Consider the following 22,788-nt stretch of genomic DNA (forward strand, 5'->3'; position numbering starts at 1 on the left):
ACCGATTGGTCTCCCCCCTCACGCTGCCCGAGGAGGTCGAATGCGCCCTTGTGCGGGAGAGCCGCCGCTTCCTTCTGGCGACGGGCACCTGCGGTCGTAGCGGCATCACCGAGGCGCTGCTGGATCGGTGAGCCTGACCGCCGCCGCGCACGCGCATGGCCCGACGGTCGTCGTACGCGGCAGCGACGACAACCAGGTCCGGCCAGGAACGCTCAGCCGCATCGTGGTCGGCGTCGGCGAGGGGCCGGCGACGCCGGCGGTGCGTTTCGCCGCGGCCGAGGCGCGGCGGCGGGGCGCGTTCCTGGACGCGGTACGGGCCTGGTGGTGCCCCTCGCACGGAACCACCGACCACCCTGTGCTCGCCGGAGAGGCTGCCCGCATGCATGAGCAGCAGGCGGTGGAGGTACTGGAAGCGGTGGAGGTACTGGAAAGGGCGCCGTGCCGTGTCCCCGCCGATGTTGAACTCACCGGCCCTGCGGTCGAGGGCACCACCTGGAACGTCGCGGACGCCTCGCGCGGTGGCGGCCTCTTGGTGGTGGGCGCCGAGCGGCGCCACCGGCACTTCGGGCTTCAGTTGGGCCGGGTGGCGTACGGAGTGCTGTACCACTCGGCATGCCCGGTCGCCATCGTGCCCGAGCCGGGGTGAGCATGCGGGCAAGACGCCCTGCTCGACAGGGTCGCCGTCCTGCGGCCGACCCTTCCAGTTGCACGGCCCTGCGACCTGAATCGACGACTTCCGGAGCTTCCCAATGTCGAAGGTGGAACACCAGAACACCAACGCACTGCCCGACGACGAACTGCGTACGCTCGAAGCCCACTGGCGCGCCGCCAACTACCTTGCCGCGGGACAGATCTACCTGATGTCGAACCCGCTGCTGACCGAGCCCCTGAAGCCGGAGCACATCAAGCCCCGGCTGCTGGGCCACTGGGGCACCTCGCCCGGGCTCAACCTCGTGTACACCCACCTCAACCGGGTCATCAAGGCGCGCGGGCTCGACGCGCTGTGCGTGTGGGGCCCCGGGCACGGCGGTCCGTCCGTCCTCGCCGGCTCCTGGCTGGACGGCAGCTACAGCGAGACCTACCCGGACGTGTCGCGCGACGGGCAGGGGATGGAGCTGCTGTTCCGGCAGTTCTCCTTCCCGGGGGGTGTGCCGAGCCATGTGGCGCCGGAGGTGCCAGGGTCCATCCACGAGGGCGGCGAGCTCGGCTACTCGCTCGCCCACGCCTACGGCGCCGCCTTCGACAACCCGAACCTGCTCGTCGCCTGCGTCATCGGCGACGGTGAGGCGGAAACCGGACCACTGGCCGCTTCCTGGCACTCGAACAAGTTCCTCGACCCGGTCCACGACGGCGCGGTCCTGCCCATCCTGCACCTCAACGGCTACAAGATCGCCAACCCGACCGTGCTGTCCCGCCTCCCCGACGCCGAACTCGACCAGCTGCTTCGGGGATACGGCCACGAGCCGCTCCACGTCACAGGCGGCGACCCCGCCGCCGTCCACCAGGCGATGGCTCAAGCCTTCGACGAAGCGCTGAACTGCATCACCCTGATGCAACGTTCGGCCCGCGAGGACGGCGTCGCCGAGCGCGTGCACTGGCCGATGATCGTGCTGCGCACGCCGAAGGGCTGGACCGGCCCTGCCGAGGTCGACGGCCTGCCGGTGGAGGGAACCTGGCGTGCCCACCAGGTCCCGCTCGCCGGCGTACGGGAAAACCCGGAGCATCTACGGCAGCTGGAGGCATGGCTGCGCTCGTACCGGCCCGAGGAACTGTTCCACCCGGACGGCCGACCCGTCGCCGACGTCCTCGCCTGCGTTCCCGACGGTTCCAGGCGCCTGGGCGCCACCGCGTATGCCAACGGTGGGCTCCTCCTAGGAGACCTGCCCATCCGGCCGCTGGACTCCTTCGCCGTGCCCGTCGACAAGCCCGGAACGACCCTCCACGAACCGACCCGGGTCCTCGGCGACCTCCTCGAGCAGGTGATGAAGGACACCGCGCGCCGACGCGACTTCCGCGTAGTCGGCCCGGACGAGACCGCCTCCAACCGGCTCCAGGCCGTCTTCGACGCCAGCGGCAAGGCCTGGCAGGCGCAGACCCTTCCGGTCGACGAGCACCTGGACCGGCACGGCCGGGTGATGGAGATCCTCTCCGAACACGTCTGCCAGGGCTGGCTGGAGGGCTACCTCCTCACCGGCCGGCACGGACTGTTCTCCTGCTACGAGGCCTTCGTGCACATCGTCGACTCGATGGTCAACCAGCACATCAAGTGGCTGAAGACCTCGAGGGAGCTGCCGTGGCGCGCCCCCATCGCCTCTCTCAACTACCTGCTGACCTCGCATGTCTGGCGCCAGGACCACAACGGCTTCTCCCACCAGGATCCCGGGTTCGTCGACCACGTCCTCAACAAGAGCCCCGAGGTCGTACGGGTCTATCTGCCGCCGGACGCCAACACCCTCCTGTCCGTGGCCGACCACGCCCTGCGCAGCCGTGACTATGTCAACGTGATCGTGGCCGGCAAGCAGCCCTGCTTCGACTGGCTGTCCATGGACGCCGCCCGCGCACACTGCGCCCGCGGCGCCGGCATCTGGGACTGGGCCGGCACGGAGCACGGCGCCGAACCGGACGTCGTCCTCGCCTGCGCCGGCGACGTGCCCACCCAGGAGGTCCTGGCCGCCACCCAACTGCTCCGGCGTCACCTGCCCCAACTCGCCGTGCGCGTGGTCAATGTCGTCGACATGACCCGGCTGCTGCCGCGCGAGGAGCACCCGCACGGCATGACCGAGTTCGAGTACGATGGCTTGTTCACCACCGACAAGCCGGTGATCTTCGCCTACCACGGCTACCCGTGGCTGATCCACCGCCTCGCCTACCGCCGCTCCGGCCACCCGAACCTGCACGTACGTGGCTACAAGGAGTCCGGTACCACGACCACGCCGTTCGACATGGTCGTCCGCAATGACCTGGACCGCTACCGCCTGGTCATGGACGTCATCGACCGCGTCCCCGGCCTCGCCGTCCGTGCCGCCGCCGTACGCCAGTCGATGGCCGACGCCCGCACCCGCCACCACGCCTGGATCCGCGAACACGGCACCGACCTGCCCGAAGTCGCCGAGTGGACCTGGAACGCCTGAATTTGCCCGCTCTCGGGCGGAGTTCGCCCACCAGGACCGTACGGGTCGGTCATCAACGGCTTCGGCCGCATCGGCCCGCACCTACCTCCGCGCGGCACTGCACCGCGCGGAGGCCGGCACCCAGGACGTCGAGGTGGTCGCATTCAACGACATCACCTCACCCTGCCACGTCGGCCCATCTGCTGGAGTACGACTCGACGTTCGGGCGCATCCGAAGAGAGCTCATCGACGACGACAGCTCGATCACCGTCGACGGGCGCAGCATCGCCGTCGGCGCCGAACGCGACCCGGGGGAACTCCACTGGTCCGACTACGGCGCCGACATCGTCGTCGAGTCCACCGGCCGCTTCCGCGACCGAGGCCTTCGTCACCCGGCACCTGAAGGCCGGCCCCACACGGTGCCGCTGTCCGGCACCCGGCAAGAGCGTGGACGAGTCCCCCGGACGCCCGGGCCCGGCCCGTCGCCGTCGTACGCCTGGGAACAGTTTCTGCCGGTCGAGCTGCTGCCAGCCGCCGACGGCGGAAGGACCCCGGTTCGCGAAACCACACTCGGCGGCACGCGCGCTGGCCCACGCCGCCGTACGCGCGGCCTGGCTCGGGGGCGGCCGAGCTCATCATCATCGGGGCGCGTCGCAGGCAAGGCCACCTCTGCCTGCAACTCGGCCTGGTGGGCCGCACCCTGCTGCATCACGCGGACTGCCCGGTGGCGATATCGTGCCGGCGCGGAAGATGCGCGCCGTGCGGCCGTAGTACCGCTCGTCGATGACCCGCACCCGGCGGGTCCGGACGACGTTCAGCAGTTGGGCATCCACCAGGGCGCTCACGTGGTGCGCGACCGTGCTCTTGAGGCGGCCGGTGGTGGCCGCGGCTCGCCCCGTGCACGGCATGGCCGCGGACGCGAAAACCTGGCGGGGCTCCGGCCTGTAGGCACGAAGGTGTCGCAGGCCTTCGGCCGGCCCTGATGAAGCGCGCAGCAGGCCGGGCCGAGGGAGGCCTTTCCTCAGGAGCCGCAGTCGTGGTCGGCGTCGCATTGCCAGCCGGAGAAGCCGCCTTCGCGGGGGTTTTCGATGTCGTGGTCGAACTGGAGGAATCCCCAGGCCACCCAGGCGATGAAGGCGATGCAGACGGCGAGGCCGATCCATAGGGCCAGCTTCTTCAGAAGGGCTCCGCGACCCGCGCCGTCCTTGTGGGTGCCACGCCCGTTTGCGTCGTTCCCGTTCCGGATCTCGTCCAAGTGCGCCGGACGGGAAGTGCTGTCCGGCTTCGGCCGGGGCTGCCCGCCGGGCGTGTGCCGGCCCCTCACGAGCGGGCCGTCATCTCGTCGGACGAGCCGGACACGTCGAAGTCCTGGGCCATGCCGGAGGTGTGGAGATGGGCGATGTCGGCCTGCTCCAGATCCATGCCCATCGGCCCCGGCCCGCCGCCGGACACTGTGGCGCGGTGCTCGCTGGGGGTGCCCCAGTCGTACCGCTTCTGGACCTCGACGTGGTACTTGACCTCGTCGCCCTCCTTCTCCCCGACGAGGCGGTACTGGAAGTGGTTGAGCGCGTAGTACCACTCCATGCTGCGGTCGCCATCTGATGGATTGGGGGCGGTGGAGGACCACTCGGTGGTGAACGGCCCGTCCCCGCGTTTGCGGACGTCTTCCTCGAGCGTTCCGTCGACGTCCTTCCGGAAGGCGGGAATGTCGTTCATCATCTGCTGCGGCTCGACTTCGACGGGCTTTCCGCTGCCGTCGAGGTAGTGCTGGACCAGGCCGGCGGCCGTCGGCCAGCCCTTCATGACGGCGAAGTAGGCAGCGACGTTGTTCAGCTGGTTGTAGACCTGCCGGTCCTTGGCGGTGGGCTCCGCGATGCCGAATTTGCGGTTCTCGGACTCGAAGTTGCCGACCGTACCGAAGATCACCTTGAGGCTCTTCGCCAGCCACTCGTCGTCCTCGGCGGCGTCATCGAGCAACCTGCGCACTCGCGTCTCCAGCGAGTCTGCGGTCTTCCTGCGCTCGTCGAGCATCTTCGGAGCCTCCGGGTCGTTCGGGTCGTACATGACCTCCCACTCGACCGTGCCGGAGTCCGTGATGTCCATCCCTTCGGTCAGCGCCTCCCGCTGGAGGTTCTCGGCACGCAGCTTCAGGCCCGCGAGGCCCTTCACACCGCCGCGGCCGGTGGCGCCGTCGGCTTCCGTGTCCAGGAAGTTCCGCAGCGCCCTGACCTCTTTGTCCAGCGCGTCGATGTCCATCTGGACGCGGTCGCAGTACTCCTGCGCGGCACGGCCGCCCTTGCCTCGCCAGTGGTCCTCGTGAAGCGGTTTCACCACGTCGTCGTGGAACCCCGTCCGCGCCTCCTTCAGTTTCCGGTGAACCGTCACCCACTCGTCGGCGAACGTCTCCAGTCCAGCGACGTCAAGTTGCAGCAGTGCGAAGAAGCCGGGCATGTCCTGTCCCCGTGTTGCGGTGCGGTCGGTGGTCCTCAGGAGAACTGCGAGGCGGTGAGCGTCTCGTTGGTGTCGTAGGCGTCCGCACTGAGGCGGAAGTTGGCCGCTGCCTGGTCGAGCCTCTGCACGACGACATTGTTCAGCGCCTCCCAACGGCTCTGGAGCTCGTCGAGACTGCTGGTGAATTGCCACCCGCCAGCCGCGCGGGCAAGGTCGCTGTTCGCGTCCTCGGCCACGCCCCGTGTCTTGCGGATGATCTCCGAGGCCGTCTCGCAGTCGTCGGCCCGTTTACGCAGGAACGAGGAGGTGACGCCGAGGTCCGGATCGGTACCCCACGGCGCCGGCGGCGTGGGGCTGGGGTTCGGCGAGGGCGACGGTTCCGGACTCGGACCCCCGCCGTCCGACCCCGGGTCGGAGGGCGACGGAGTCTGGGTGGGCCCGGGTGAGGGACCCGGAGAGGGCTCCGCTGCCACCGCGTACGCCAACCTCGGATCGACCGGCTCGCTCATGGTTCCTCCCCGGCCGTCCGCAGGCGCTTTCCCCGTGGAGCACGACGACGGCTCACCTGAAAATGTACAGGACAACTAATGGGTGGGAGGGAGCCGGGCACACCTGCCACGGCCCGCACCTGGGCCGGATCCTGCTTCCGCTGGTGGACCAGATGTCAAGGCGGCAGGCTCGCCGCCACGAGAACTTGCGGGCCTGGGCATCAACACGGCGGCAGGCGAGCGGCTCATTGAGGCCTTCGCGGCTGTGGCCGCCCATGCGTCGCCGTCATGTCCGGCTCGCTCTCGCGGGGAACCACGGCGGAGACGGACGTTCGACTCAGGAGGCGTGTTCCTGCGTCACCGTCTGCTCCGGGCAGGCCGCGGCCACGCCCTCCAGGGCGGGTAACTCGCCGTCATCCATGGCCGACTCCAGCGGAGCTTGGTGCCGACCCACTCAGCGAGGTACCGGCAGCGCGCGTCGGCGCCGGTAGCAGGTGACAGTCATTCGGCAGGGTCCTGGTCGGGCTTTGCCTCCGCAGTGCGGCAGGGCTTCGGCCATCCGCCAGCTCGTCCTTCAAGTCCCAGCCCCCGTCATCGCGAAGGCACTCGGTTACGACGACAAGACCGCACCCCGCTGGTCACCGAGGCTGACGGGCCCTGGAGCCGATACGCCCCGGGCGATCACTGAGGGGGCATGCCTTCCACGGTCGCGCCACTCGCCGGTCAGCGGATAGGGTCCGCATCCGCAGCCAGTCCCGGAGGGAGCCTAATATGCATCATTCCAGGTGGAGGCGGACCCAGCACTCCAGACGTCAGTCGGCGGGTCGCTCTACCGCCTCACCCGGAATCACCATGGCAACTCCGTGCCCGGCCTGCAATGGTCGTTCAACGTCGAACCCGGCACAGGGACGGTCTACTACGTCCTTCCTCAGGGCGAGGCATGGTTCGCCAACTCCTCCATCGACCTGTGGCTGCGAACCCTGCACCACTACGGCCTGCACGTCGACGAGTCCGAAATCCTCAGCGATCCGGATGACCGCGAGGACGAAGCCCTGGCCGAACTGAGCCTGCTCGCTGACGAACTCAAGAAGATCGATGCCCCTGCCTTCGACGGCTGCGACGGGTTCATCTGGGCCGAGTTCCTCGACCGCTGGCTCTGGTAGTCGTTCACAGCCGCCACGATGCCCGAGGCAAAACACTCACCGTGTCCGGCGTGTGGAGCGGCCCGCGGATACGCGACACCACAACATGCGAGCCCACCAGTCCCGAGGCCGAGCCCCGCACTCCAGGCACGCCACCTCGCCCGTGCCGTCCCGTGCGGCCGCCAGCCCTGGCACAACCGCCGCTTTTAGGAGAGGGCTGGCCAGCACAGTCACTCCGATGCCCAGGCCAGGAGGGCGGCCGATGCTGGGAATACGCGCCTGCTGATCGTCCTGGCACGAATGCAGGCAAACGCAGGGGATCTGCAGCGTGCCGAGGCCTTCTTTCAGCACGCCGCCGCAGACGTCGGCGACACCAGCGCGTCGGTCGAACTGGCACGGATGCGCGAGCAGGCCGGGGGCCACGACGCCGCCGAGGCTCTGGCTCGGCAAGCTGCAGACGCTGGGCGACCCCCTGGTTGTCGGCCGGCCAGGGTGCGGGCGCCGTCCTCACGCCCGCACCCACTCAGGTCTCAGGCCCGGTGGCTGCCGTAGTAACCCCCGAGCTGCTCGTGATAGCCCACATCCTCGGCGTGCTTGTCCTTGTCGAACTCGGGAGCGTTCTTGATCTGCTCCTTGGTCCGGTCGACGTAGATCGTCTCGGCGGCCGTGTCGATGCCGCTGACGAGGCCGGCCGGGATGAGGACGTGCTTGCCGAAGATCCAGACCCCCGTGTCGACCACGAGGTGGGAGGAGCCGACGTCGTCGGAGTGCTTGTCGACCTTGCCGATGCTCCCGTCAGTCGCTTCGACCTTGTAGCCGATCAGGCTGCTGCCCGCCGTGTACCCAGCCGTCGGCTGGTAGCCCCACATTTCCGCACTCACGAATTTATCTCCATCTTCAACGAGTTCACGGCCGAAATAGATCATCGCGGCCCGGATTCCTTGAATTGCTCATGCGTCGGGTGCCCACCCCTGCCGACCGTACTCATCACCCGGCGCGTACATCGCGAAGACACGCTGGCCGCCAATCCCCCTACGCAGAGAAGGGCGCGCTCACGTTCCAAGAGCGCTTCGGCGCATAGAAATGGGGAGGGCTCGGAGCTGTCCGGTCCCACCTCTGACACTCAGACGACCTCTACCAGTGCTACCAGCGGGCGCGTGACCCGCTGCCGGTCGCAGTACGGACCATAAAACCCAGCACCCTCAGGAGGAGAACGACGACCGCGATCCACCACTGGGCCTCAAGTGAAAAGCCCGCACCGAAAAGCACCAGAGCAAGCAGAAGAACGAGCAGCAAGGGCGCCATGGTTATCAACCTCCAGAAATGCATGTGCTCCGAAACTGCTTCGTCCGGAAACGTGAGCGGAATGTCTCCACCCGACAGGACGAGCGCAAAATCCGTGCCGGGCGAGCAGGTACGGTGAACCCCGCCAGCATCGCGCGTGACAGCGGGTCCATCGCGGCTGGAGGCGGGACGCGTTCGACGTAATCGGCGGCGACCGTGTCGTACGACTGCGCACGGCGGTCTAAACCCACCTCGGTGAAAGCTTTCGGTCACGGCACTGGCTAAGACCTGTCCCGTAACTGCTGGTCACGGGTGAGATGATCTTGTCGTGTCTGGTGTGATCACGGCGTCGGAGCCGTCCTGGATAGCCCCGTTCACCGGGCTGAGCCCGCGTCAGTTCGGGAAGCTGATCACCGCGTTGCGGCGCGAGGGCGCCGACCCGGTGCGCAAGGGCCGGCCGTGGAGCCTGCAACTGGAGGACCGTGTGCTGCTGGTCGCCGCCTACTGGCGGACCAACCTCACGCTGCGCCAACTGGCGCCGCTGTTCGGGGTGTCGAAGTCGGCCGCCGACCGCATCATCGACCACCTCGGACCCGCGCTCGCCCTCCAGCAACGCAAGCGGTTCCGCAAGGACGCCGTGCTGATCGTGGACGGCACCCTGGTCCCCACCCGCGATCACCAGGTCGCCGAGCAGTCGAAGAACTACCGCTACTCGACCAACCACCAGGTCGTCAGCGACGCCGACACCAGGCTCGTCGTCGCCGTCGGCCGCCCGTTGCCCGGCAACCGCAACGACTGCAAGGCGTGGGAACTGTCCGGCGCGAAGGACGCTGTCGGCAAGACAATGGTCATCGCGGACGGCGGCTACCGCGGCACCGGCCTTGTCATCCCGCACCGCCGCGAACCCGGCCAGGCCGAACTCCCTGACTGGAAAGAGGAACACAACACCTCCCACCGCAAAGTCCGCGCCCGCGTCGAGCACGCCTTCGCCCGCATGAAGACCTGGAAGATCCTCCGTGACTGCCGCCTCAAGGGCGACGGCGTCCACCACGCCATGCTCGGCATCGCCCGCCTGCACAACATCACCCTCGCCGGGTGACGGAGAAACGGCAGGTCACCCAGCACATCAAAGATCATTTACGGGACAACGCTTAGGTGAACCTTTACCGGCACACACGGCTCCCGGACGCATGTGCGGCATCCCGCTCAACGATTAGCAGGCGTACCGGAAGTTTCGGCTGCACACGGCGGCCCTTCGGACTAGACCACGCCCGCTGAACCAGGGCCGCTCCCTCAGCGCGCAGGCGACGCGCACCAGGCTCAGCATGGGCAGCGACAGCCGCGCGATTGGCTCCGACGAATTGATCATGGCGATGACGGGACGGGTGTTATCGCGGTGGATAGGTCCGTCACCCTTCTGCAATCGCTAGGCGACCTCCTTCGGCAATCCTGGATCAGGACGACGTCGAGCCGTTGCCGCTGGCCGACCAGGCGGCGCTGGGGGTGTGGTCATCGATTGCCCTGCACGCGAGGGTGCCGGTTTGTGAGTGGACGGTCGCGGCCCGGGGGCGCGCGTCCGCCAAGCGCGGCGCCGTCAGGAGGCGCCCCGGCAGGGCGTTCCGGCTAGGCCCACACCCGTCAGGTGGCTGCGGACCTTCGGGGAGGTCGGGCGACCTGGGCACTCACGTCGAGGAGACGCGGCTGGAGCCACTGCTCGCGCTGCGCACGGCCCACGCGGCCGCAGTGCTCCGCACTTACGCCCACCCCAGCCGGGGAGCATCGCCGGACCTGCGCAGGGCCCTGCTGGCGAGCAGGGAGGCACGTGCAGCCTGGCAGGAGCTACGACCAGGCAAGGCAGGAACCGGTCCGCCCCAGGGTTCTGACGTCGCGCGCGAGGCGGAGGAGGCGCTCAACGGGTTCGGCCGGGCGGCGATGCTCATGGAGAGCCACGTCCTGCGGGCCGACAGCCGTTTGGCCCCGAGGCCGGGCGGTTCGCCCAGGCCCTGGAGGCGGACACCGCGCAGGCGCAGTCGACGTGCGCGAGCACAGGAATACGGACTGGGGGCGCGTGGAGGAGGGGCTCCGCGCGTGGGAGGGCGCCGCCGTCCGGGACCGGAGCCCGGTGCTTTGGCGCGGGACGGAACTGCAGAAGCGGGCCCTGCAGGACCTCGCGGCAGCAGTAAGCCGCACGCCCCTGGAACGGGACGGCGGCTCCGCTTGCGAGGAGCAATGGGGTGAGGGCGGCCGTGGCTGTGGAAGGTGACGGATCAGGACCCGCGCACCGGGGTGGGTGACGGCTGCGGCGAGGGGGAGCGCCGTGCCTCCGGAAGCGGGAAGTAGTCTCCCGGCCGCGTCGAGCGCCGCCACACGTACACCGCTGCCGCCATCACAAGGATCAGCCCCGCCAGGATGAGCAGTTCGATCCCCTCGACGTTCCACCGGAAGGACTTCTCCGCCTCGGCCGTCACGATGAGCACCTTGCGGATGCCGGCAATTAGGCCGACGACGAGGAACGGCTCCGCGTCGAGGGTCTGGTTCCTGATGGTGAGGCGGACGGTGTGGAGCAGCTCGGCCACGATGAACAGCACAAGGCCGTTGTCCAGGGCGGAGAGAACGACCGTCTCCTCGCGGTACGGCCCCTGGATCGACCGGATGACGTCGTGGACGACCTCGACGGTCAGGAGCCCCGCGAGCAGTACGAGGAGCGCCGCGACGACGAGGTGGATGCCGTCCTCGATGAGCTGCAGGAGGCCCTGTACCCGGCCGCCCTCGATCTTCGGGAGAGTGGGTCGCACAGTGTGCATGCTAGGGGCGCGCCGGCCCGCAGGCGCGGCGTGCTGCCGAACGGGTGGAAGCGGATCCCTCCAATGGGTGGCTGGTCGAGCTCAGGCGGCCGTTTCACCGGCCTCGAGGACGGCCTCTACGTCGACCACGACTTCTACCATGGGGCTGACGACCACTCCGCGGCGGTCGACCGCGTCGTTCCAACTCACCCCGAAGTCATGTCGATTGATCCGCGTCGTGGCGGCGAAACCGGCGCGTCGCCTGGGCCCGAGGTCCCGCCCCTCCTCCCACCAAGGGGTATCCCACTGCCCCAAGTAGGTGACGTCGAAGGTTACGGGGCGTGTCACGCCACGTACCGTGAGATCTCCGGTGACCTCGAACTCGGTTCCGCTCACCTGATGAATGCGCGAACCGACGAACGTCCACGACGGGTGGTGCTCGACGTCGAAGAAGTCGGCACTGCGGAGGTGGGCGTCGCGCTGGGGCTGACCGGTGTACACCTGGGTCGCGTCGACTGCCGCCTCCACGTGGGCCTTCTCCGGCTCGTCCGGATCGACCTCCAGGAAGCCGTGCACGTTCTTGAGGTGCCCGCGCACGTAGGTGACCATCATGTGCCTGGCGCGGAACTCCGCCGCGGTATGACCGGGCTCGAAAAACCATGTGGTCTTAGCCATGTGCGCCCCTGACGGAATTACCCCTTCAACCAGGGTAGGTCCGATGGCGGGTCACGGAGCGCGTACGGCACTAGTGGGGCCGAGGTGCTCGTGATGCGTCACCGGTGTTCGTTCACGCCCACGGCGATGAGTGAGACGCCGAGCCCCGGCATCCAAACGTCCTGGCCAGCACGGTTCCCTGCTCGGTCAGGCGCAGGCTGCCTTCCCGCCGCATCCCCGGCGTCCGCAGGTAGAGCCCGAGGGTGCCAACGGCGGATGCGGGGTCAACGTAACCCCGGCGACAGCGGCAGGGATGACCGGCAGGAGCAGTGAGGTGGCAACGGCGATCTCCACCAGGAAGCGGGCGTGAGGCGGCTTGCGAGTGCAGGGCGTCGAAGGTGACCGCAACGTCGGTCAGGTCGAGTAGGGGCAGCATCGGCCGGATGACGGTGATTTCGTTGGTCTTGCCGCCCCTGCTGCAAACAAGCACCGTCCCAGCCAGGCGAGCGTCCGCTTTGCCACTCAAACGGCGCGGGACCACGAGAACGGGGCACTGCCGGAGACGGTGCCCCCACCCGGGTGGCTAGCGGTGGCGGTGTGCTTGATCTGGCGTGCTGCGCCCTGCGCGGGCGATCAGCAGGGCCACGTCGTCGTGGTTGTCGGGGTGCCGGAGGTCATGAAGGAGCCGGTCGCAGGTCTCTTCCAACAGGGAGTCGGGCGCGTCGAGGAGGCGCAGGAGGACATCGAGGCGTTCGTCGATGGGCTGGTGGCGGGTCTCGACGAGTCCGTCGGTGTACAGGACCAGCCGGTCGTCGGCGGCGAAGCGCACGGTGGTGGTTTCGAAGGGGATACCGCCGACGCCGAGGAGTGCCGGTGGGCAGCTCAAGCAATTGGGGGTGCCTGCCGTGGCGGATGAGGACAGGGGGCAGGTGGCCGGCGTTGGCGATGCGGCACTCGCCGCGGTGAGGGTCGTAGGCGGCGTAGATGCAGGTGGCGATGTAATGCTCCAGCTCGGAGGTGATCGCGTCGAGGTGCTCAAGGACCTGGGCGGGGTCGAGGTCCAGGCGGGCGAAGGCGGTGGTGGCGGTGCGCAGGCGGCCCATGGTGGCAGCGGCATCGATGCCGCTGCCCATGACGTCGCCCACGACGAGGGCGGTCTTGTCCCTGCCGAGCGGGAGGACGTCGTACCAGTCGCCGCCGATCTCATAGGCGGCCTGTGCGGGCAGGTAGCGGGAGGCGACCTGCAGGCCGGGCAGGTGGGGCGGGTGCTCGGGGAGCAGGCTGCGCTGCAGGGTCTCGGCGGCGTTGCGCACGCTCTGATGCGTGCGGGCGTTGTCGATGCACACCGCGGCGCGGAAGGCCAGTTCGGTCGCGATGGCGAGGTCGTCCTCGTCGAAAGGCCGCGGATCGCGGGCGCGGCTCAGCCCCAGGAAACCGAGGACGGCGCCGCGTGCGATGAGCGGAACCGCCATGTAGGAGTGCACTCCGGCGCGGGCCAGCAGCGTGGCGGCGTACTCGTCGCGGGCGATGCGCGTCAGGTCGTTTCCGTCGGCGTGGCGGATCAGGACGGGCCGCCCGGTGCGCACACACCGGGTGGCGAAGCGGTCGGCGTCGTAGGCGGTGATGTGGCCGGGCGGATCGGTGGCGTGGAGGGCGTCGGTGGGGTAGGCGGCCTTCAACGCGAGAGCACGGAAGAGCGCCGGGCCGTCTTTGGTGGCGGGGCGGTGCTGGTCGACCACGGAGTCGAGCACGTCGACGGCAACCAGGTCGGCGAAGTCGGGAACGGTGACCTCGGCCAATTCCCGGGCGGTCTGGTCGATCTCCAACGTGGTGCCGATGCGGGCGGAGCCGTCGGCGATCAGGGCCAGGCGGCGCCGCGTCTCGGTGGCTTCCATGGCCGCCCGGTACCGCTCGGTGACCTCCACCACGATGTCGGCCACCCCGAGAACGCGTCCTTGGGGGTCATCCAGCCGGTACAACGAGATCGACCAGGCGTGCTGGTGTCCCGGGTCCGCCGGGGTGCGGCCGACGATGGTGGACTGGTCGACCAGGGGTATCCCGGTCGTGAGGACCTGCCGCATCGCGGCCTCGGGCACCTCGAACTTCGTGGCCTTCATGATCTCGCGGTACTGGTGGCCGAGGTGCTGTGCCGCAGGTATGCCGTGCATGCGCTCCAAGGCGGGGTTGACGGCCACGTACCGGAGGTCGGTGTCGAGGATCGCGATCCCGATGGGGGACTGGAAGATCAGCCGGGTGGACAGGGCGACGTCCCGCTCCACCTCGCGCAGCATGGGCGAGTCGGCGCCGAGTCCGAGGGCGTAGAAGTCGCCGCGGTCGTCCAGCAGCCGCGTGTTGCGCAGCTCCACCAGCCGGGTGCTGCCGTCCTTGCATCGGATGGGGAACGTGCCGCCCCAGCTCTGGCCGGTCTCCATGACTTCGGCGAACTTCTTGATCACCCAGTCCCAGTGCTCTTCGTGCACCAGCAGCCGCGCTGCGTACTGCCCGAGCGCCTCCTGGGCGCTGTAGCCGTACAGCTCCTCGGCCTGCGGACTCCACAGGACGACCCGTCCGTCGGCGTCAATCAGCACGGCCGCGACACCAAGGAGGTCCATCAGGCCGCTTGGCTGCGACGGCCCGCTGTCTGGCCGGCCGATGTCCGCCCAGCCGGGGTCGGCGGGAGGCCGGTCGGCTTCGCTCATCGCAGGCATTCCTTCCGTCGGCCGGCGCTACGTGGGCGCAGCGTCGGCCTGACTGGAGCGGGGCCTGTCCGGGTCTGCAGGCGCTTCAGTTTCTATGGTCCCCCCGGACCCCCAGGCAACACACCCCCTTCTCACCGTTCTGCTCGGGCAGAAGGGTCGATGTCACCGTGTAGACAGTCGTCGAGCACCCGCTCGCTGTCCGCCAGGAACGACTCGGCGTGCGTTTTCGGCGACGGGCTGTTCGGGGGCGACCCTCTTCGTATGCGGCCTGTGCCGCTGTCGCGTCAGGTATAGGGTGCCGGGCTGATCTGGTAGCCATGGTCGGCCGTCCCTCGGGCGTCCATACGCCATAGATCCCTCTTCCTCGGTCGCGTGGTCCAGGCGGCGCTGCGGCACCTGCGCCCGGCTGGATATCCCGCGCTGTGGTCGTTTCTGCCCGTACCTCCCGCTTCCCTCACGCCGCGGCCAGGCCGCATGGACCGTACGGCAGGGCCGGACCGTTCGTTGTAACACCCGCAGACTGGGCGCGCAGTACGATGCGGACCGGATCGTCTCGGCCCCGTGGATGCGCAGGGTTTCCCCTGCCCGCATCCGCGTCGGACGCAGGCAGAAACGCCCGTTACCTTCTTCGTGTCACAAGGAGGCCACGAAGGGCCCCACGGTAGGCGGGTCAGGTCTCGATCACGGCATCGCAGTCGGGGCAGACCACGGACGCGTACTTCGCGGGGTACCAGGGCGCCCCGGGGTGCTCGGCGGGCTTCCCACGGGCCGTTTCCATGGCGAAGGTGTCCTTGCCGCACAGGGTTCGCGGTCCCGTGGCGGCCGGCTCTCCCGGGGCGGTGGGCGCGGGGTGCACCCTGCGGACGGGCCGTGGTTCATCACCTGGTGCAACCGGGGAGGACCGTGCGGTCACCGGCTTGTCGAGCTCGTAGACCACGACCATGTCGCTCATGGCGCTACCGTATGGCGCCCCGGGGGCGAACCGCCTGCAGCCTCGCGCCGAATGGCTGTGATCGGCTGGCGGGCTCATCTGCGTGGCCCCCACCCCTGTTGCGGCCAACAGGGGTAGTGGAGGTTCATCCCGGCGCCGTGAAGTAATCCGCCTTAGCCAGGAACGCGATGCGCCGTTTACCGCGGGCATGAGGAGGGGCCCCGCGAACGACAGGTGATTCCCGGCGACGATCGCCGCGCCCTCTGCCGGAAAATGGTCGAGCCCCTCGACCCGCGGCCGGAACAGGCAGCCGCAGCAGCGGCCCAGAAGGACGTGCTTGAGCGCGTAATAGAACACGGGGCTCCCACTGCCGAATCAGGTGCGGTTGGCCCACGCGGCCCTCACCTACGCCCCGCCCTCTGGCCTGCCTGGCCTGCACCGTGATGCGGCGGGGGCGAGACTCAGTGGCGTGGTCGGGTAATTCACTCAGGGGCGCTCTACGTCTCGCCCTCCGGCTCTTCCCACACTTCCTTCTCCTCTTGCAGCTTCTGCCACCGCTGGCGCTGACGCTCGCCGTATGCCGCGTTGCGGACGGTGCCGTCGTCTTCGAGTCCGGATCCGAACGCACCCCCGACCATGCCCATGGAGCTGACGAACCAGGCGAGCACGGCGTAGTCGTGGACCGTTGCGTCCTGCCCGACAACCGTGCCCAACACCGACGGGTTCAGGATGAGCATGGTGACGCCGAAGAGGACGAGGAACAGGACCAGTTACAGGGAGAGCACACCGAAGGTGATCGTCACGCAGGTGACTGTGTTGTAGAGACGGGAGAAGGAGCGGGAGAGTGAATCGTGAGGGCGTTCCCAGAGCTCGTGATCGATGATGATCCATGCCGTGAGGGCGAGGAAGGACGCAACAAAGGCCCCGATCAGGCGTCCCGCGTCCATGCCCGAGGAGATGATCCAGGCCGAGGTATTGACCAGGCCGAAGGCGGCGGTGGCGAAGACACCTGCCAGTGCCCGGGAGAGGGTGGCGAAGAGCCGCCAGGGCCGGTTGGCCCGCACCATGCCGGTGACCAGACTCAGATGGCCGCGCAGGCCGGGCACGATGAAGCGTTCACGGCCATCCTCGCCGGCCCCCGAAGCTTCGAGCCGGCCGGCTTTCTCCGGGGACGGAGCGAGATCGGCACGTTCCCGGGTGAGCATGCCGACGACATCCGCGACGACGTGCCTAGCGCGCTGTCGCATCCGCCAGGAGCCGAGCGCGGGCAGGGACACCAGCGCGATGCGGTCCGCCGAGCTCAACTCAATGCTGACCGGGCGCAGGCCGGCTCGTCGAGGCAGATCGGTGAGGAAGACTGCGGCCTCCCAGTCTCCCTCGGGGAGGGAGGGGCGTACGACGTCGACCGCGGAGGAGACGTCCAGTTGCTCGTCCGCGACCAGGGGTGCCGTGCGCGCCGTCACTCGCCAGTCGACGTCCGCGCGGACCCGCCGCCTCAGCAGCCGCGCCAGCTTGTCGGCCAGTTCCTGGGCAATCTCCGCCGCCACTCCGGGGTCGGCGACCAGCACGATCCGCACCGCGTGCGCCGCAGCGGCAGGCAGGAAATCTGTCACGGTCTCAATCCGGTCGGGGGTGGGCAGGCGCGACAGCTTTTCGCCCGAGGTCCCGTTGTAACGCCCCCCTACGTGGCGGTCGAGCGCGACAGGCGGCTTGACGCCCGGCGTCCCCCGACCAGGCCCTGCGCAACCGATGCGGCCCCGGGAGGGACTTCGACGGGACCCTGCGCGAGGGCGCGGCCGAAGCCGTGGGTGTAGGTGGACTGCGCGCCGAACCTGCCGCTTTCCTCGCATCGGTGGCGGCCTCGATGGCTTCGGTGCCCGTGCCGAAGCAGATCCTCCACTACTGGGTCACCAAGCTGATGAAGGCGACGGCGACGGCGCTGATGCGCCCCACGTCGAAGGCGCTGTCGGCGAACGTCGTCCTGGTAACCGGATGCTGCTTCGCTGGACGTGGCGGCCTGGTCGCTCTTGTGCAGCCAGAACGCGTGCCCGGTCAGTACATGGCGTGGATGCTGGCGCCGACGACAGCCGGCCCGATCGAGACGGCCCGCATCCAGCATTGCCGCGACGAGAACTGACAACGTCAGATGCGCTGAGCCGTCCTCCGGCGCCAGTGTTGACGGATTGCTCGTGGTGGTTCAGCCACAGGCGTTCGTCCGGGTCGTCTCCGTGTGTCCGGCGTGGTGCGTGCCTGGGCCTAATGAGTGCCGCCGAGATTACGACGCCCGTGCCAGCCGCACGATCGCCGCAATCGACTGGTCGACGTCGGCCTCTGTCGTGGCGTGGCCGGAGACCGAGATGCGCATCAGCCGCCGGCCGCGCCAGGTGGTGGCGCCCACCCAGCAGGTGCCGTCCTTCTGCGCTGCCTGCACGACGTGGTCGGTGCGGGCGTCGTCGCCGAAGCTGACGAGGACTTGGTTGAGCGTCACGTCGTTGGCCACCTCGAAGCCCGCCGCGGACAGGCCTTCGGCGAAGCGGCGGGCGAGGGAGCAGCAGCGGTCCACCAGTTCGGCGACGCCGTCACGGCCGAGTTCGCGCAGCGCCGACCAGGTGGCGAAGCCTCGTGCGTGGCGGGAGGACTCGGTGGTGTAGTCGGCGCCACCGGCCGGAGTGCCGTCAGCGCGGGTGAGGTAGGAGGCGGTGTACGACAGGGCGTCGGCGTGGACGGCGGGGCGGGAACAGAAGGCGTAGCCGCAGTCGTAGGGCACATTCAGCCACTTGTGGCCGTCGCAGGCCCAGGAGTCGGCCAGCTCGACGCCGTCGACGAGGTGGCGGGTCGCTGGGCTTGCGGCCGCCCACAGGCCGAATGCGCCGTCGACGTGCACCCAGCCGCCGTGGGCGTGGGTGAGATCGCAGGCGGTACGGAGGTCGTCGCAGGCGCCGGTGTTCACGTTGCCCGCCTGGGTACAGACGATCGCCGGCGTGGCCGGGTCGGACGCCAGCACGCGGCGCAGGTCGTCGGTGTCGAGGGCGCCGCGTCCATCGCTGAGTACCGTCTCCAGGCAGTCGGTACCCAGGCCGAGCAGCCGCAGCGAGCGGTCGATGGTGGCGTGGCGCTCCTCGCCCGCGACCACCCGCAGGCGCGGGGCGCCGCCCAGACCCTTACGCCCAACGTCCCAGCCGGCTTCGGTGAGCAGATGCTGCCGGGCTGCCGCGAGCCCTGCAGTGTTGGCCGCTTGGCCGCCGGTGACGAAACCGGTGGACGCCGTGGCGGGGATGCCGAGCAGGTCCTTCAGCCAGCCGCCCGCCGCCTCCTCCGCGGCGAGCGCGGCGGGCGAGAGCGCGGCGTTGAAGGCGTTCTGGTCCCACCCGGCGGCGAGAATCTCCGCGGCGGTGGCCGCGGGCAGCGCCCCGCCGACGACGAACCCGAAGAACCGCGGCCCCACGGTGGCGACGAGTCCGGTCTCGGCGACGGCCACCAGCTCGTCGACCACGGTGAGCGGATCGGCGGGCGAGCGGTCCAGCGGGCGGGAGAACGCCGCGCGCAGGGCTTCGTAGTCGACGGGCCGCGCTACCGGCCGCTCGGGCAGCGAGCGGCGGTAGGCGGCGGCGAGCTCGGCGGCATGTTTCAGGATCTTGGTCAGCTCATCCATGGCCGGACCGTAACCGCTCGTCCGAGCGGCCGGGAACGGCCAATGGGGGGAGATTGGACGTCCTCCGATCCCTCAGCCCCGGCGGCGGGAAGCTCGAGACTGCTGGGCCTCGCTGCGCGCGGCGTTCCAAGCGATCGAGGAGATCGAGACCACCGCGGAGCACCGGCTCGAGCTGGTCACCCTGCTGTTCGGCAACCAGTCGCTGCGCGTCGGCCATGCCGAGAAGCCGGCTCGTTGGCAAGACCTGCTCGCACCACTGATCGAGCCGCGCTTGCCCGACTCCGACTACCGCGCGCTCCAGGCGCGCGCGATCGCGGCAGCGGCGGTCACCTGCCTGCAGGCAGCGAACCAGGAATGGGCTCGCCTCGGCGGGCGGGCCGACTTGTTCGACCTCCACGACACGGCGGTGCAGGCCATCCGCCGGCCCGCCTGACGGAACTCGCGCCGACGGGCCTGGGCCACCAGGGCAAGTCCCTGTCGCCGACAGGTTCTGCGTCCTCGAGTCGGGTCGCTGCCCAGCTGGCGAGGAGTTTGAGTCGTTCTTCGTCGGGGGTGTCCGGCTCGGCCGTGTAGATGGTCAGGGAATGCACCTCACGAAGCGAGATGGGCAGGTCCAACGGCTGGTAGACGAGTTCGAGAGGCCCGGCGTCAGGGTGCTGGAACTGTTTGACCCCACCGTGGTGGATGCGTACGTCCTGGGCTGCCCAACGGGTGCGGAACTCGGGGCTCGTCGTGGACAGCTCACCGATCAGTTCACGCAGCGCCTTGTCGTGCGGGTAGCTCCCCGCCTCGGCGCGCAGCAGAGCGACGGTGGCGCCGAGGGCGCCGTCCCAGTCGGCGACGAAGTCGGGTGCGCCGCGGTTGAGGAACCAGTACCGGGCGAAGTTCGGCCGACCGCGGTTGTCCGTGCTCTCGCTTTCGAACAGCGGCGCGAAAAGGGCGCGGGCGAGTGCGTTGGTGCCGACGATGTCCAAGCGGCCGTTGGTGACGAACACCGCGGACAGGGTCATGGAGTCGAGCAGCCACTGGACGCGGGGCGGGATGTCGACGGCCTTGCGGCGGCGCGGCGTGCGGCTGGGCGGCTGTGCGGCCTGGGCCAGGTCGAACAGGTAGGTGCGTTCGTGAACAGGGCGATGTCGCTGGACGGGTTCATCGCCGGTCCTGGCCACGCGATGGACTGGATCGCCGAGTACCTGACTGCGGACACGTTCCCGGAGGTTATGGCGGCCACGGGCGCCATGCTCGTCGGCCGGGGCACGTACGAGGTCGCCAAGCGTATGGCCGACCAGGACACCGCCTACGACGGGGGAGCACAGTTCGTCCTCACCCACGAGCCTCCCGACGAGCCGGACCCTACCGTCACGTTCCTCACCTGTGACATTGAGGAAGCCGTTGCCACGGCATGCAGCGCCGCGGGCGGCAAGAACCTGGAGATCCTCGGTGCTGACGTGGCCGCCCAGTGCCTGCAGCGCGGGCTCGTCGACGAGATCCTGGTGTATGTCCTACCGGTGCTACTCGGCGACGGTGTCCGCTTCTCGCCCCCAAGCCTCGACAGGATCGACCTGGAACCTTTCAGCAACACCCGGTCGGGCACCGTCACGATGCTCCGCTTCCGCGTGCGAAAGTAGGCGCAGCTCCCAGCAGTTGACACCAGCACGCGCGGACACCCTGATGTCCATCTCGGGCCGGACATCGGCGACGTGCCTCGTGCGTTGGCCGCGATCGTTCGACGAGTGGGTTGATCATGCTGCCGCGCGGTGGGGGCGGCCCCAGCGGTGTTGGCGTTCGGATCGGACGCGGGAGCGTTCGGGGCGTACGGCTTCCAGCACGCTGGGGTGGCGGCGATGGCGGTTGCGCCAGCGTAAGTAGGCGTGCAGGTCACGGGCGAGGGCGGCGTGGTTAGGAGGGTCGCTGTGCCCAGGTCAAAGCCGCGTAGCGGCTCGATGGGGGTGGCCCAGGACGCGTGGGTCGGGGTGAAGCACAGCTCGGTCTTGTGCCGGGCGGCCCAGGTGCGGATCGTCGCGTTTTCGTTGCCGGACCAGTTGTCGAGGATGACGTAGATGGGGGCGCCATCGGGCCGGGCGGCGCGGATACTCTTCAGCGCGGCCAGAGTGTGGTCGGCGCCCTTGCGGGTGCGGACCACACCCCACAAGCGATCGTCACCGAGGCTGTAGCAGCCGTGGAAGTAGCGGATGCCGTGGGTTCGGTGGTAGGTGGCGGGCAGCCGGTCGGGGGTGCTTGCGCCTGGCCCAGCAGGTGCCGTGGCAGGGCCCAATCGACAGCGGCCCGAACTGGTCGAAGGCGAAAGCACCGGTCGGGGAAGAGGAGGGTCACCTCCTCGATGCGGTCCAGCTTCGCGTCGGCGTCCGGGTCGTGGGTCTCTTTCCATGTGCGGGTGCGCTGGAAGGAGATGTGGTGGCAGTGCAGCAGCACCTGCAGCCGCTCGCGGCCGATGATCACCTGGCGTACCCCGACCGGTGGATGGCTGAGGTAGTCGGCGAGCCTGCGTCGGCTCCAGTGGGTGAACGGCATGCCTAACCTCCTGGGCCGCTTCTGAGCGACGTCGACGATGTACATCTCGTCGTCCGTGGTGATCCGGCGTGGACGACCGCCGGCCCACTTCGGGTCCAGGCACTCCAGGCCGCGGTCGTTGAACGCGTGGATCACGTCGCGGACGGTGTCGGGATCGGCCGCGACCAGCGCGGCGATCGCCTCGTTGGTTCCCCGGGGCCGGCGCCATGATGATCACCGCGCGGCGGACCTTGATCGTGCTGTTCCGCCCCCGCCGCACGATGCGCAGCAGAGTGCGTCCCTCCTCGTCCGTCACCCGACGGGCGCGTACCGGCTCGGCCCATCACAGGTTCCTCCCAGAAGCAGACGGCAGAGACCTGCGCATCACCGGAAACCGAGATCACCACACCTCCACCCGGCCGACGTTCGCGGTCAACGCACTAGCGGGTTCTGACCCGGATTCCGCGAAGCCTCAGCTCAATGTTGGAGGCCAGAGGCGCGCGGCAAGGCTTGACCATGCACAGGCCCAATGGACGCGGCTACAGCCACCCAGATGCCTGCGTGATCGACGACTGACCCTGAGACCGCGTTGCGGTCTGCCGTTCCCGGTCGCCTACGACCAGAACTCGTCGTACGCCTGCGGGTCGGCCGTCAGGACCCAGCCCTCGGTGATCTTGTCGTCCCTGATGTGGAAGACGATGGTGTAGTCCATATCAAGCTGCTTGCCTTCACGTGACGCTGTTACGTGCAGCAGCGCGACTGTGTGGTCATCGTTGGCGAGCACATCGTGGAGCTGCGGCCGGTACGTGCCGCCCGTCAGCTGGAACTCCCGCCCGAACACCGCGAATGTTTCCTCGCGTCCCCGGTACTCTCCCGCCAGCGGGTTCCTGCCACCGATGTGCCAGACCACATCGGGGTGGAAGAGCTCTGCCAGCGCATCCATATCGCCGGCCGAGAAGGCAGCCATGACACGGTGAAACACGGTGATGTGTGGGTGCTCGGTCATCAGCGCCCCCAGCTCTCTCTAGCAACGTACGCACCGCGACACGCGCAGTGGCACATTGACGTCGGCAATTGTTCCGA

23 protein-coding genes and 4 pseudogenes are annotated in these 22,788 nt (G+C 69.0%); 10 read left to right on the forward strand and 17 right to left on the reverse strand.

Translation table 11 applies throughout. The features are described from left to right. Nucleotides 1-5 precede the first annotated feature (5 nt). From OHO27_RS42770 to OHO27_RS42790, 5 genes and pseudogenes are all read left to right on the forward strand, one after another. Complete coding sequence (locus OHO27_RS42770; RefSeq protein WP_328430265.1) at nucleotides 6-131, forward strand: hypothetical protein; 126 nt, start codon at nucleotides 6-8, stop codon at nucleotides 129-131. Continuing rightward, nucleotides 128-646, forward strand: a complete 519-nt coding sequence (locus OHO27_RS42775; RefSeq protein WP_328430266.1) for a universal stress protein — start codon at nucleotides 128-130, stop codon at nucleotides 644-646. The genes OHO27_RS42770 and OHO27_RS42775 overlap by 4 nt, the downstream gene beginning before the upstream one ends. A 103-nt stretch (nucleotides 647-749) precedes the next feature. Beyond that, nucleotides 750-3,131 (forward strand): phosphoketolase family protein, encoded by a 2,382-nt coding sequence (locus tag OHO27_RS42780; protein ID WP_328430267.1) that lies wholly within the window; start codon nucleotides 750-752, stop codon nucleotides 3,129-3,131. Beyond that, nucleotides 3,113-3,427, forward strand: a pseudogene (locus tag OHO27_RS42785) (hypothetical protein); the annotation flags it as partial. The gene OHO27_RS42780 and the pseudogene OHO27_RS42785, both read left to right, overlap by 19 nt. A 356-nt stretch (nucleotides 3,428-3,783) precedes the next feature. Next, the gene (locus tag OHO27_RS42790) at nucleotides 3,784-3,897 is read left to right on the forward strand and encodes a hypothetical protein (RefSeq protein ID WP_443059742.1); all 114 of its coding nucleotides are present in this window, start codon (nucleotides 3,784-3,786) and stop codon (nucleotides 3,895-3,897) included. Between the two features lie 234 nt (nucleotides 3,898-4,131). Here OHO27_RS42790 and OHO27_RS42795 read toward each other — a convergent pair whose 3' ends face one another. The 3 genes from OHO27_RS42795 to OHO27_RS42805 form a co-directional block, all read right to left on the reverse strand. Beyond that, complete coding sequence (locus OHO27_RS42795) at nucleotides 4,132-4,365, reverse strand: hypothetical protein (protein WP_328430268.1); 234 nt, start codon at nucleotides 4,363-4,365, stop codon at nucleotides 4,132-4,134. A 65-nt stretch (nucleotides 4,366-4,430) separates the two neighbouring features. Then, nucleotides 4,431-5,561, reverse strand: coding sequence for a hypothetical protein (locus OHO27_RS42800; RefSeq protein WP_328430269.1), 1,131 nt, complete (start codon nucleotides 5,559-5,561; stop codon nucleotides 4,431-4,433). Nucleotides 5,562-5,596: 35 nt separating this feature from the next. Beyond that, nucleotides 5,597-6,070, reverse strand: coding sequence for a hypothetical protein (locus OHO27_RS42805; protein WP_328430270.1), 474 nt, complete (start codon nucleotides 6,068-6,070; stop codon nucleotides 5,597-5,599). An 842-nt stretch (nucleotides 6,071-6,912) separates the two neighbouring features. Between OHO27_RS42805 and OHO27_RS42810 the strand changes: the two genes are divergently transcribed. After that, nucleotides 6,913-7,212 (forward strand): SUKH-4 family immunity protein, encoded by a 300-nt coding sequence (locus OHO27_RS42810; protein ID WP_328430271.1) that lies wholly within the window; start codon nucleotides 6,913-6,915, stop codon nucleotides 7,210-7,212. Between the two features lie 509 nt (nucleotides 7,213-7,721). Here the strand turns inward: OHO27_RS42810 and OHO27_RS42815 are convergent. Together OHO27_RS42815 and OHO27_RS42820 are read right to left on the reverse strand one after the other, a co-directional pair. Beyond that, on the reverse strand, nucleotides 7,722-8,072 hold the full coding sequence (locus tag OHO27_RS42815) for a PRC-barrel domain-containing protein (RefSeq protein ID WP_328430272.1): 351 nt from the start codon (nucleotides 8,070-8,072) through the stop codon (nucleotides 7,722-7,724). A 262-nt stretch (nucleotides 8,073-8,334) separates the two neighbouring features. Further along, a complete protein-coding gene (locus OHO27_RS42820) occupies nucleotides 8,335-8,496 on the reverse strand; it encodes a hydrophobic protein (RefSeq protein ID WP_328430273.1) in 162 nt (53 codons plus the stop codon). A 307-nt stretch (nucleotides 8,497-8,803) separates the two neighbouring features. On the opposite strand from OHO27_RS42820, the gene OHO27_RS42830 reads away from it, so the two are divergent. Then, nucleotides 8,804-9,574 carry a transposase gene (locus tag OHO27_RS42830; RefSeq protein ID WP_328430274.1) on the forward strand — a complete coding sequence of 257 codons (771 nt, stop codon included), beginning with the start codon at nucleotides 8,804-8,806 and terminating at the stop codon, nucleotides 9,572-9,574. A 1,168-nt stretch (nucleotides 9,575-10,742) separates the two neighbouring features. Here the strand turns inward: OHO27_RS42830 and OHO27_RS42835 are convergent. The 7 genes and pseudogenes from OHO27_RS42835 to OHO27_RS42865 all read right to left on the reverse strand — a co-directional run bounded on the left by OHO27_RS42835 (nucleotide 10,743) and on the right by OHO27_RS42865 (nucleotide 17,155). Continuing rightward, on the reverse strand, nucleotides 10,743-11,279 hold the full coding sequence (locus tag OHO27_RS42835) for a phosphate-starvation-inducible PsiE family protein (protein WP_328430275.1): 537 nt from the start codon (nucleotides 11,277-11,279) through the stop codon (nucleotides 10,743-10,745). Between the two features lie 81 nt (nucleotides 11,280-11,360). Further along, entirely contained in the window at nucleotides 11,361-11,933 is a 573-nt protein-coding gene (locus OHO27_RS42840; protein WP_328430276.1) for a YceI family protein, read from the reverse strand. Nucleotides 11,934-12,495: 562 nt separating this feature from the next. After that, a pseudogene (locus tag OHO27_RS42845) lies at nucleotides 12,496-14,611 on the reverse strand (SpoIIE family protein phosphatase). 670 nt (nucleotides 14,612-15,281) lie between these two features. After that, nucleotides 15,282-15,563 carry a hypothetical protein gene (locus tag OHO27_RS42850; protein ID WP_328430277.1) on the reverse strand — a complete coding sequence of 94 codons (282 nt, stop codon included), beginning with the start codon at nucleotides 15,561-15,563 and terminating at the stop codon, nucleotides 15,282-15,284. Between the two features lie 127 nt (nucleotides 15,564-15,690). After that, nucleotides 15,691-15,899, reverse strand: a pseudogene (locus OHO27_RS42855) (lysophospholipid acyltransferase family protein); the annotation flags it as partial. Between the two features lie 140 nt (nucleotides 15,900-16,039). Beyond that, nucleotides 16,040-16,279 carry a hypothetical protein gene (locus tag OHO27_RS42860; RefSeq protein WP_328430278.1) on the reverse strand — a complete coding sequence of 80 codons (240 nt, stop codon included), beginning with the start codon at nucleotides 16,277-16,279 and terminating at the stop codon, nucleotides 16,040-16,042. Nucleotides 16,280-16,312: 33 nt separating this feature from the next. Further along, nucleotides 16,313-17,155: a hypothetical protein gene (locus OHO27_RS42865; protein WP_328430279.1), complete on the reverse strand. Its 843-nt coding sequence runs from the start codon at nucleotides 17,153-17,155 to the stop codon at nucleotides 16,313-16,315. Nucleotides 17,156-17,394: 239 nt separating this feature from the next. On the opposite strand from OHO27_RS42865, the gene OHO27_RS42870 reads away from it, so the two are divergent. Next, nucleotides 17,395-17,679: a hypothetical protein gene (locus tag OHO27_RS42870; RefSeq protein ID WP_328430280.1), complete on the forward strand. Its 285-nt coding sequence runs from the start codon at nucleotides 17,395-17,397 to the stop codon at nucleotides 17,677-17,679. A gap of 138 nt (nucleotides 17,680-17,817) precedes the next feature. Here OHO27_RS42870 and OHO27_RS42875 read toward each other — a convergent pair whose 3' ends face one another. Then, nucleotides 17,818-19,194 carry a pyridoxal phosphate-dependent decarboxylase family protein gene (locus OHO27_RS42875; RefSeq protein ID WP_328430281.1) on the reverse strand — a complete coding sequence of 459 codons (1,377 nt, stop codon included), beginning with the start codon at nucleotides 19,192-19,194 and terminating at the stop codon, nucleotides 17,818-17,820. A 142-nt stretch (nucleotides 19,195-19,336) separates the two neighbouring features. Between OHO27_RS42875 and OHO27_RS42880 the strand changes: the two genes are divergently transcribed. Further along, nucleotides 19,337-19,627 (forward strand): hypothetical protein, encoded by a 291-nt coding sequence (locus OHO27_RS42880; protein WP_328430728.1) that lies wholly within the window; start codon nucleotides 19,337-19,339, stop codon nucleotides 19,625-19,627. Here OHO27_RS42880 and OHO27_RS42885 read toward each other — a convergent pair. After that, nucleotides 19,521-20,363 (reverse strand): MmyB family transcriptional regulator, encoded by an 843-nt coding sequence (locus tag OHO27_RS42885; protein ID WP_328430282.1) that lies wholly within the window; start codon nucleotides 20,361-20,363, stop codon nucleotides 19,521-19,523. The two genes, OHO27_RS42880 and OHO27_RS42885, sit on opposite strands and share 107 nt — an antisense overlap. Here OHO27_RS42885 and OHO27_RS42890 point away from each other — a divergent pair. Further along, nucleotides 20,316-20,822: a dihydrofolate reductase family protein gene (locus OHO27_RS42890; RefSeq protein ID WP_328430283.1), complete on the forward strand. Its 507-nt coding sequence runs from the start codon at nucleotides 20,316-20,318 to the stop codon at nucleotides 20,820-20,822. The two genes, OHO27_RS42885 and OHO27_RS42890, sit on opposite strands and share 48 nt — an antisense overlap. Before the next feature lie 365 nt (nucleotides 20,823-21,187). Here OHO27_RS42890 and OHO27_RS43345 read toward each other — a convergent pair. The 3 genes and pseudogenes from OHO27_RS43345 to OHO27_RS42900 form a co-directional block, all read right to left on the reverse strand. Further along, nucleotides 21,188-21,346 (reverse strand): annotated as a pseudogene (locus tag OHO27_RS43345) (IS630 family transposase); the annotation flags it as partial. Continuing rightward, nucleotides 21,292-21,861 (reverse strand): helix-turn-helix domain-containing protein, encoded by a 570-nt coding sequence (locus tag OHO27_RS43350; protein WP_443059681.1) that lies wholly within the window; start codon nucleotides 21,859-21,861, stop codon nucleotides 21,292-21,294. The pseudogene OHO27_RS43345 and the gene OHO27_RS43350, both read right to left, overlap by 55 nt. 457 nt (nucleotides 21,862-22,318) lie before the next feature. Continuing rightward, complete coding sequence (locus OHO27_RS42900) at nucleotides 22,319-22,711, reverse strand: nuclear transport factor 2 family protein (protein ID WP_328430284.1); 393 nt, start codon at nucleotides 22,709-22,711, stop codon at nucleotides 22,319-22,321. Between the last annotated feature and the right edge of the window lie 77 nt (nucleotides 22,712-22,788).

The organism is Streptomyces sp. NBC_00443 (assembly GCF_036014175.1).
In the GTDB taxonomy this organism is placed as follows: Bacteria; Actinomycetota; Actinomycetes; order Streptomycetales; family Streptomycetaceae; genus Streptomyces.

Excerpts from the sequence above, each read along its gene's own strand:
- OHO27_RS42780 (WP_328430267.1), top strand. The coding sequence starts at position 750 with ATGTCGAAGGTGGAACACCAGAACACCAACGCACTGCCCGACGACGAA.
- OHO27_RS42800 (WP_328430269.1), bottom strand. The coding sequence starts at position 5,561 with ATGCCCGGCTTCTTCGCACTGCTGCAACTTGACGTCGCTGGACTGGAG.
- OHO27_RS42805 (WP_328430270.1), bottom strand. The coding sequence starts at position 6,070 with ATGAGCGAGCCGGTCGATCCGAGGTTGGCGTACGCGGTGGCAGCGGAG.
- OHO27_RS42820 (WP_328430273.1), bottom strand. The coding sequence starts at position 8,496 with ATGGCGCCCTTGCTGCTCGTTCTTCTGCTTGCTCTGGTGCTTTTCGGT.
- OHO27_RS42835 (WP_328430275.1), bottom strand. The coding sequence starts at position 11,279 with ATGCACACTGTGCGACCCACTCTCCCGAAGATCGAGGGCGGCCGGGTA.
- OHO27_RS42840 (WP_328430276.1), bottom strand. The coding sequence starts at position 11,933 with ATGGCTAAGACCACATGGTTTTTCGAGCCCGGTCATACCGCGGCGGAG.
- OHO27_RS42850 (WP_328430277.1), bottom strand. The coding sequence starts at position 15,563 with ATGAGCGACATGGTCGTGGTCTACGAGCTCGACAAGCCGGTGACCGCA.
- OHO27_RS42860 (WP_328430278.1), bottom strand. The coding sequence starts at position 16,279 with ATGCTCATCCTGAACCCGTCGGTGTTGGGCACGGTTGTCGGGCAGGAC.
- OHO27_RS42875 (WP_328430281.1), bottom strand. The coding sequence starts at position 19,194 with ATGGATGAGCTGACCAAGATCCTGAAACATGCCGCCGAGCTCGCCGCC.
- OHO27_RS42900 (WP_328430284.1), bottom strand. The coding sequence starts at position 22,711 with ATGACCGAGCACCCACACATCACCGTGTTTCACCGTGTCATGGCTGCC.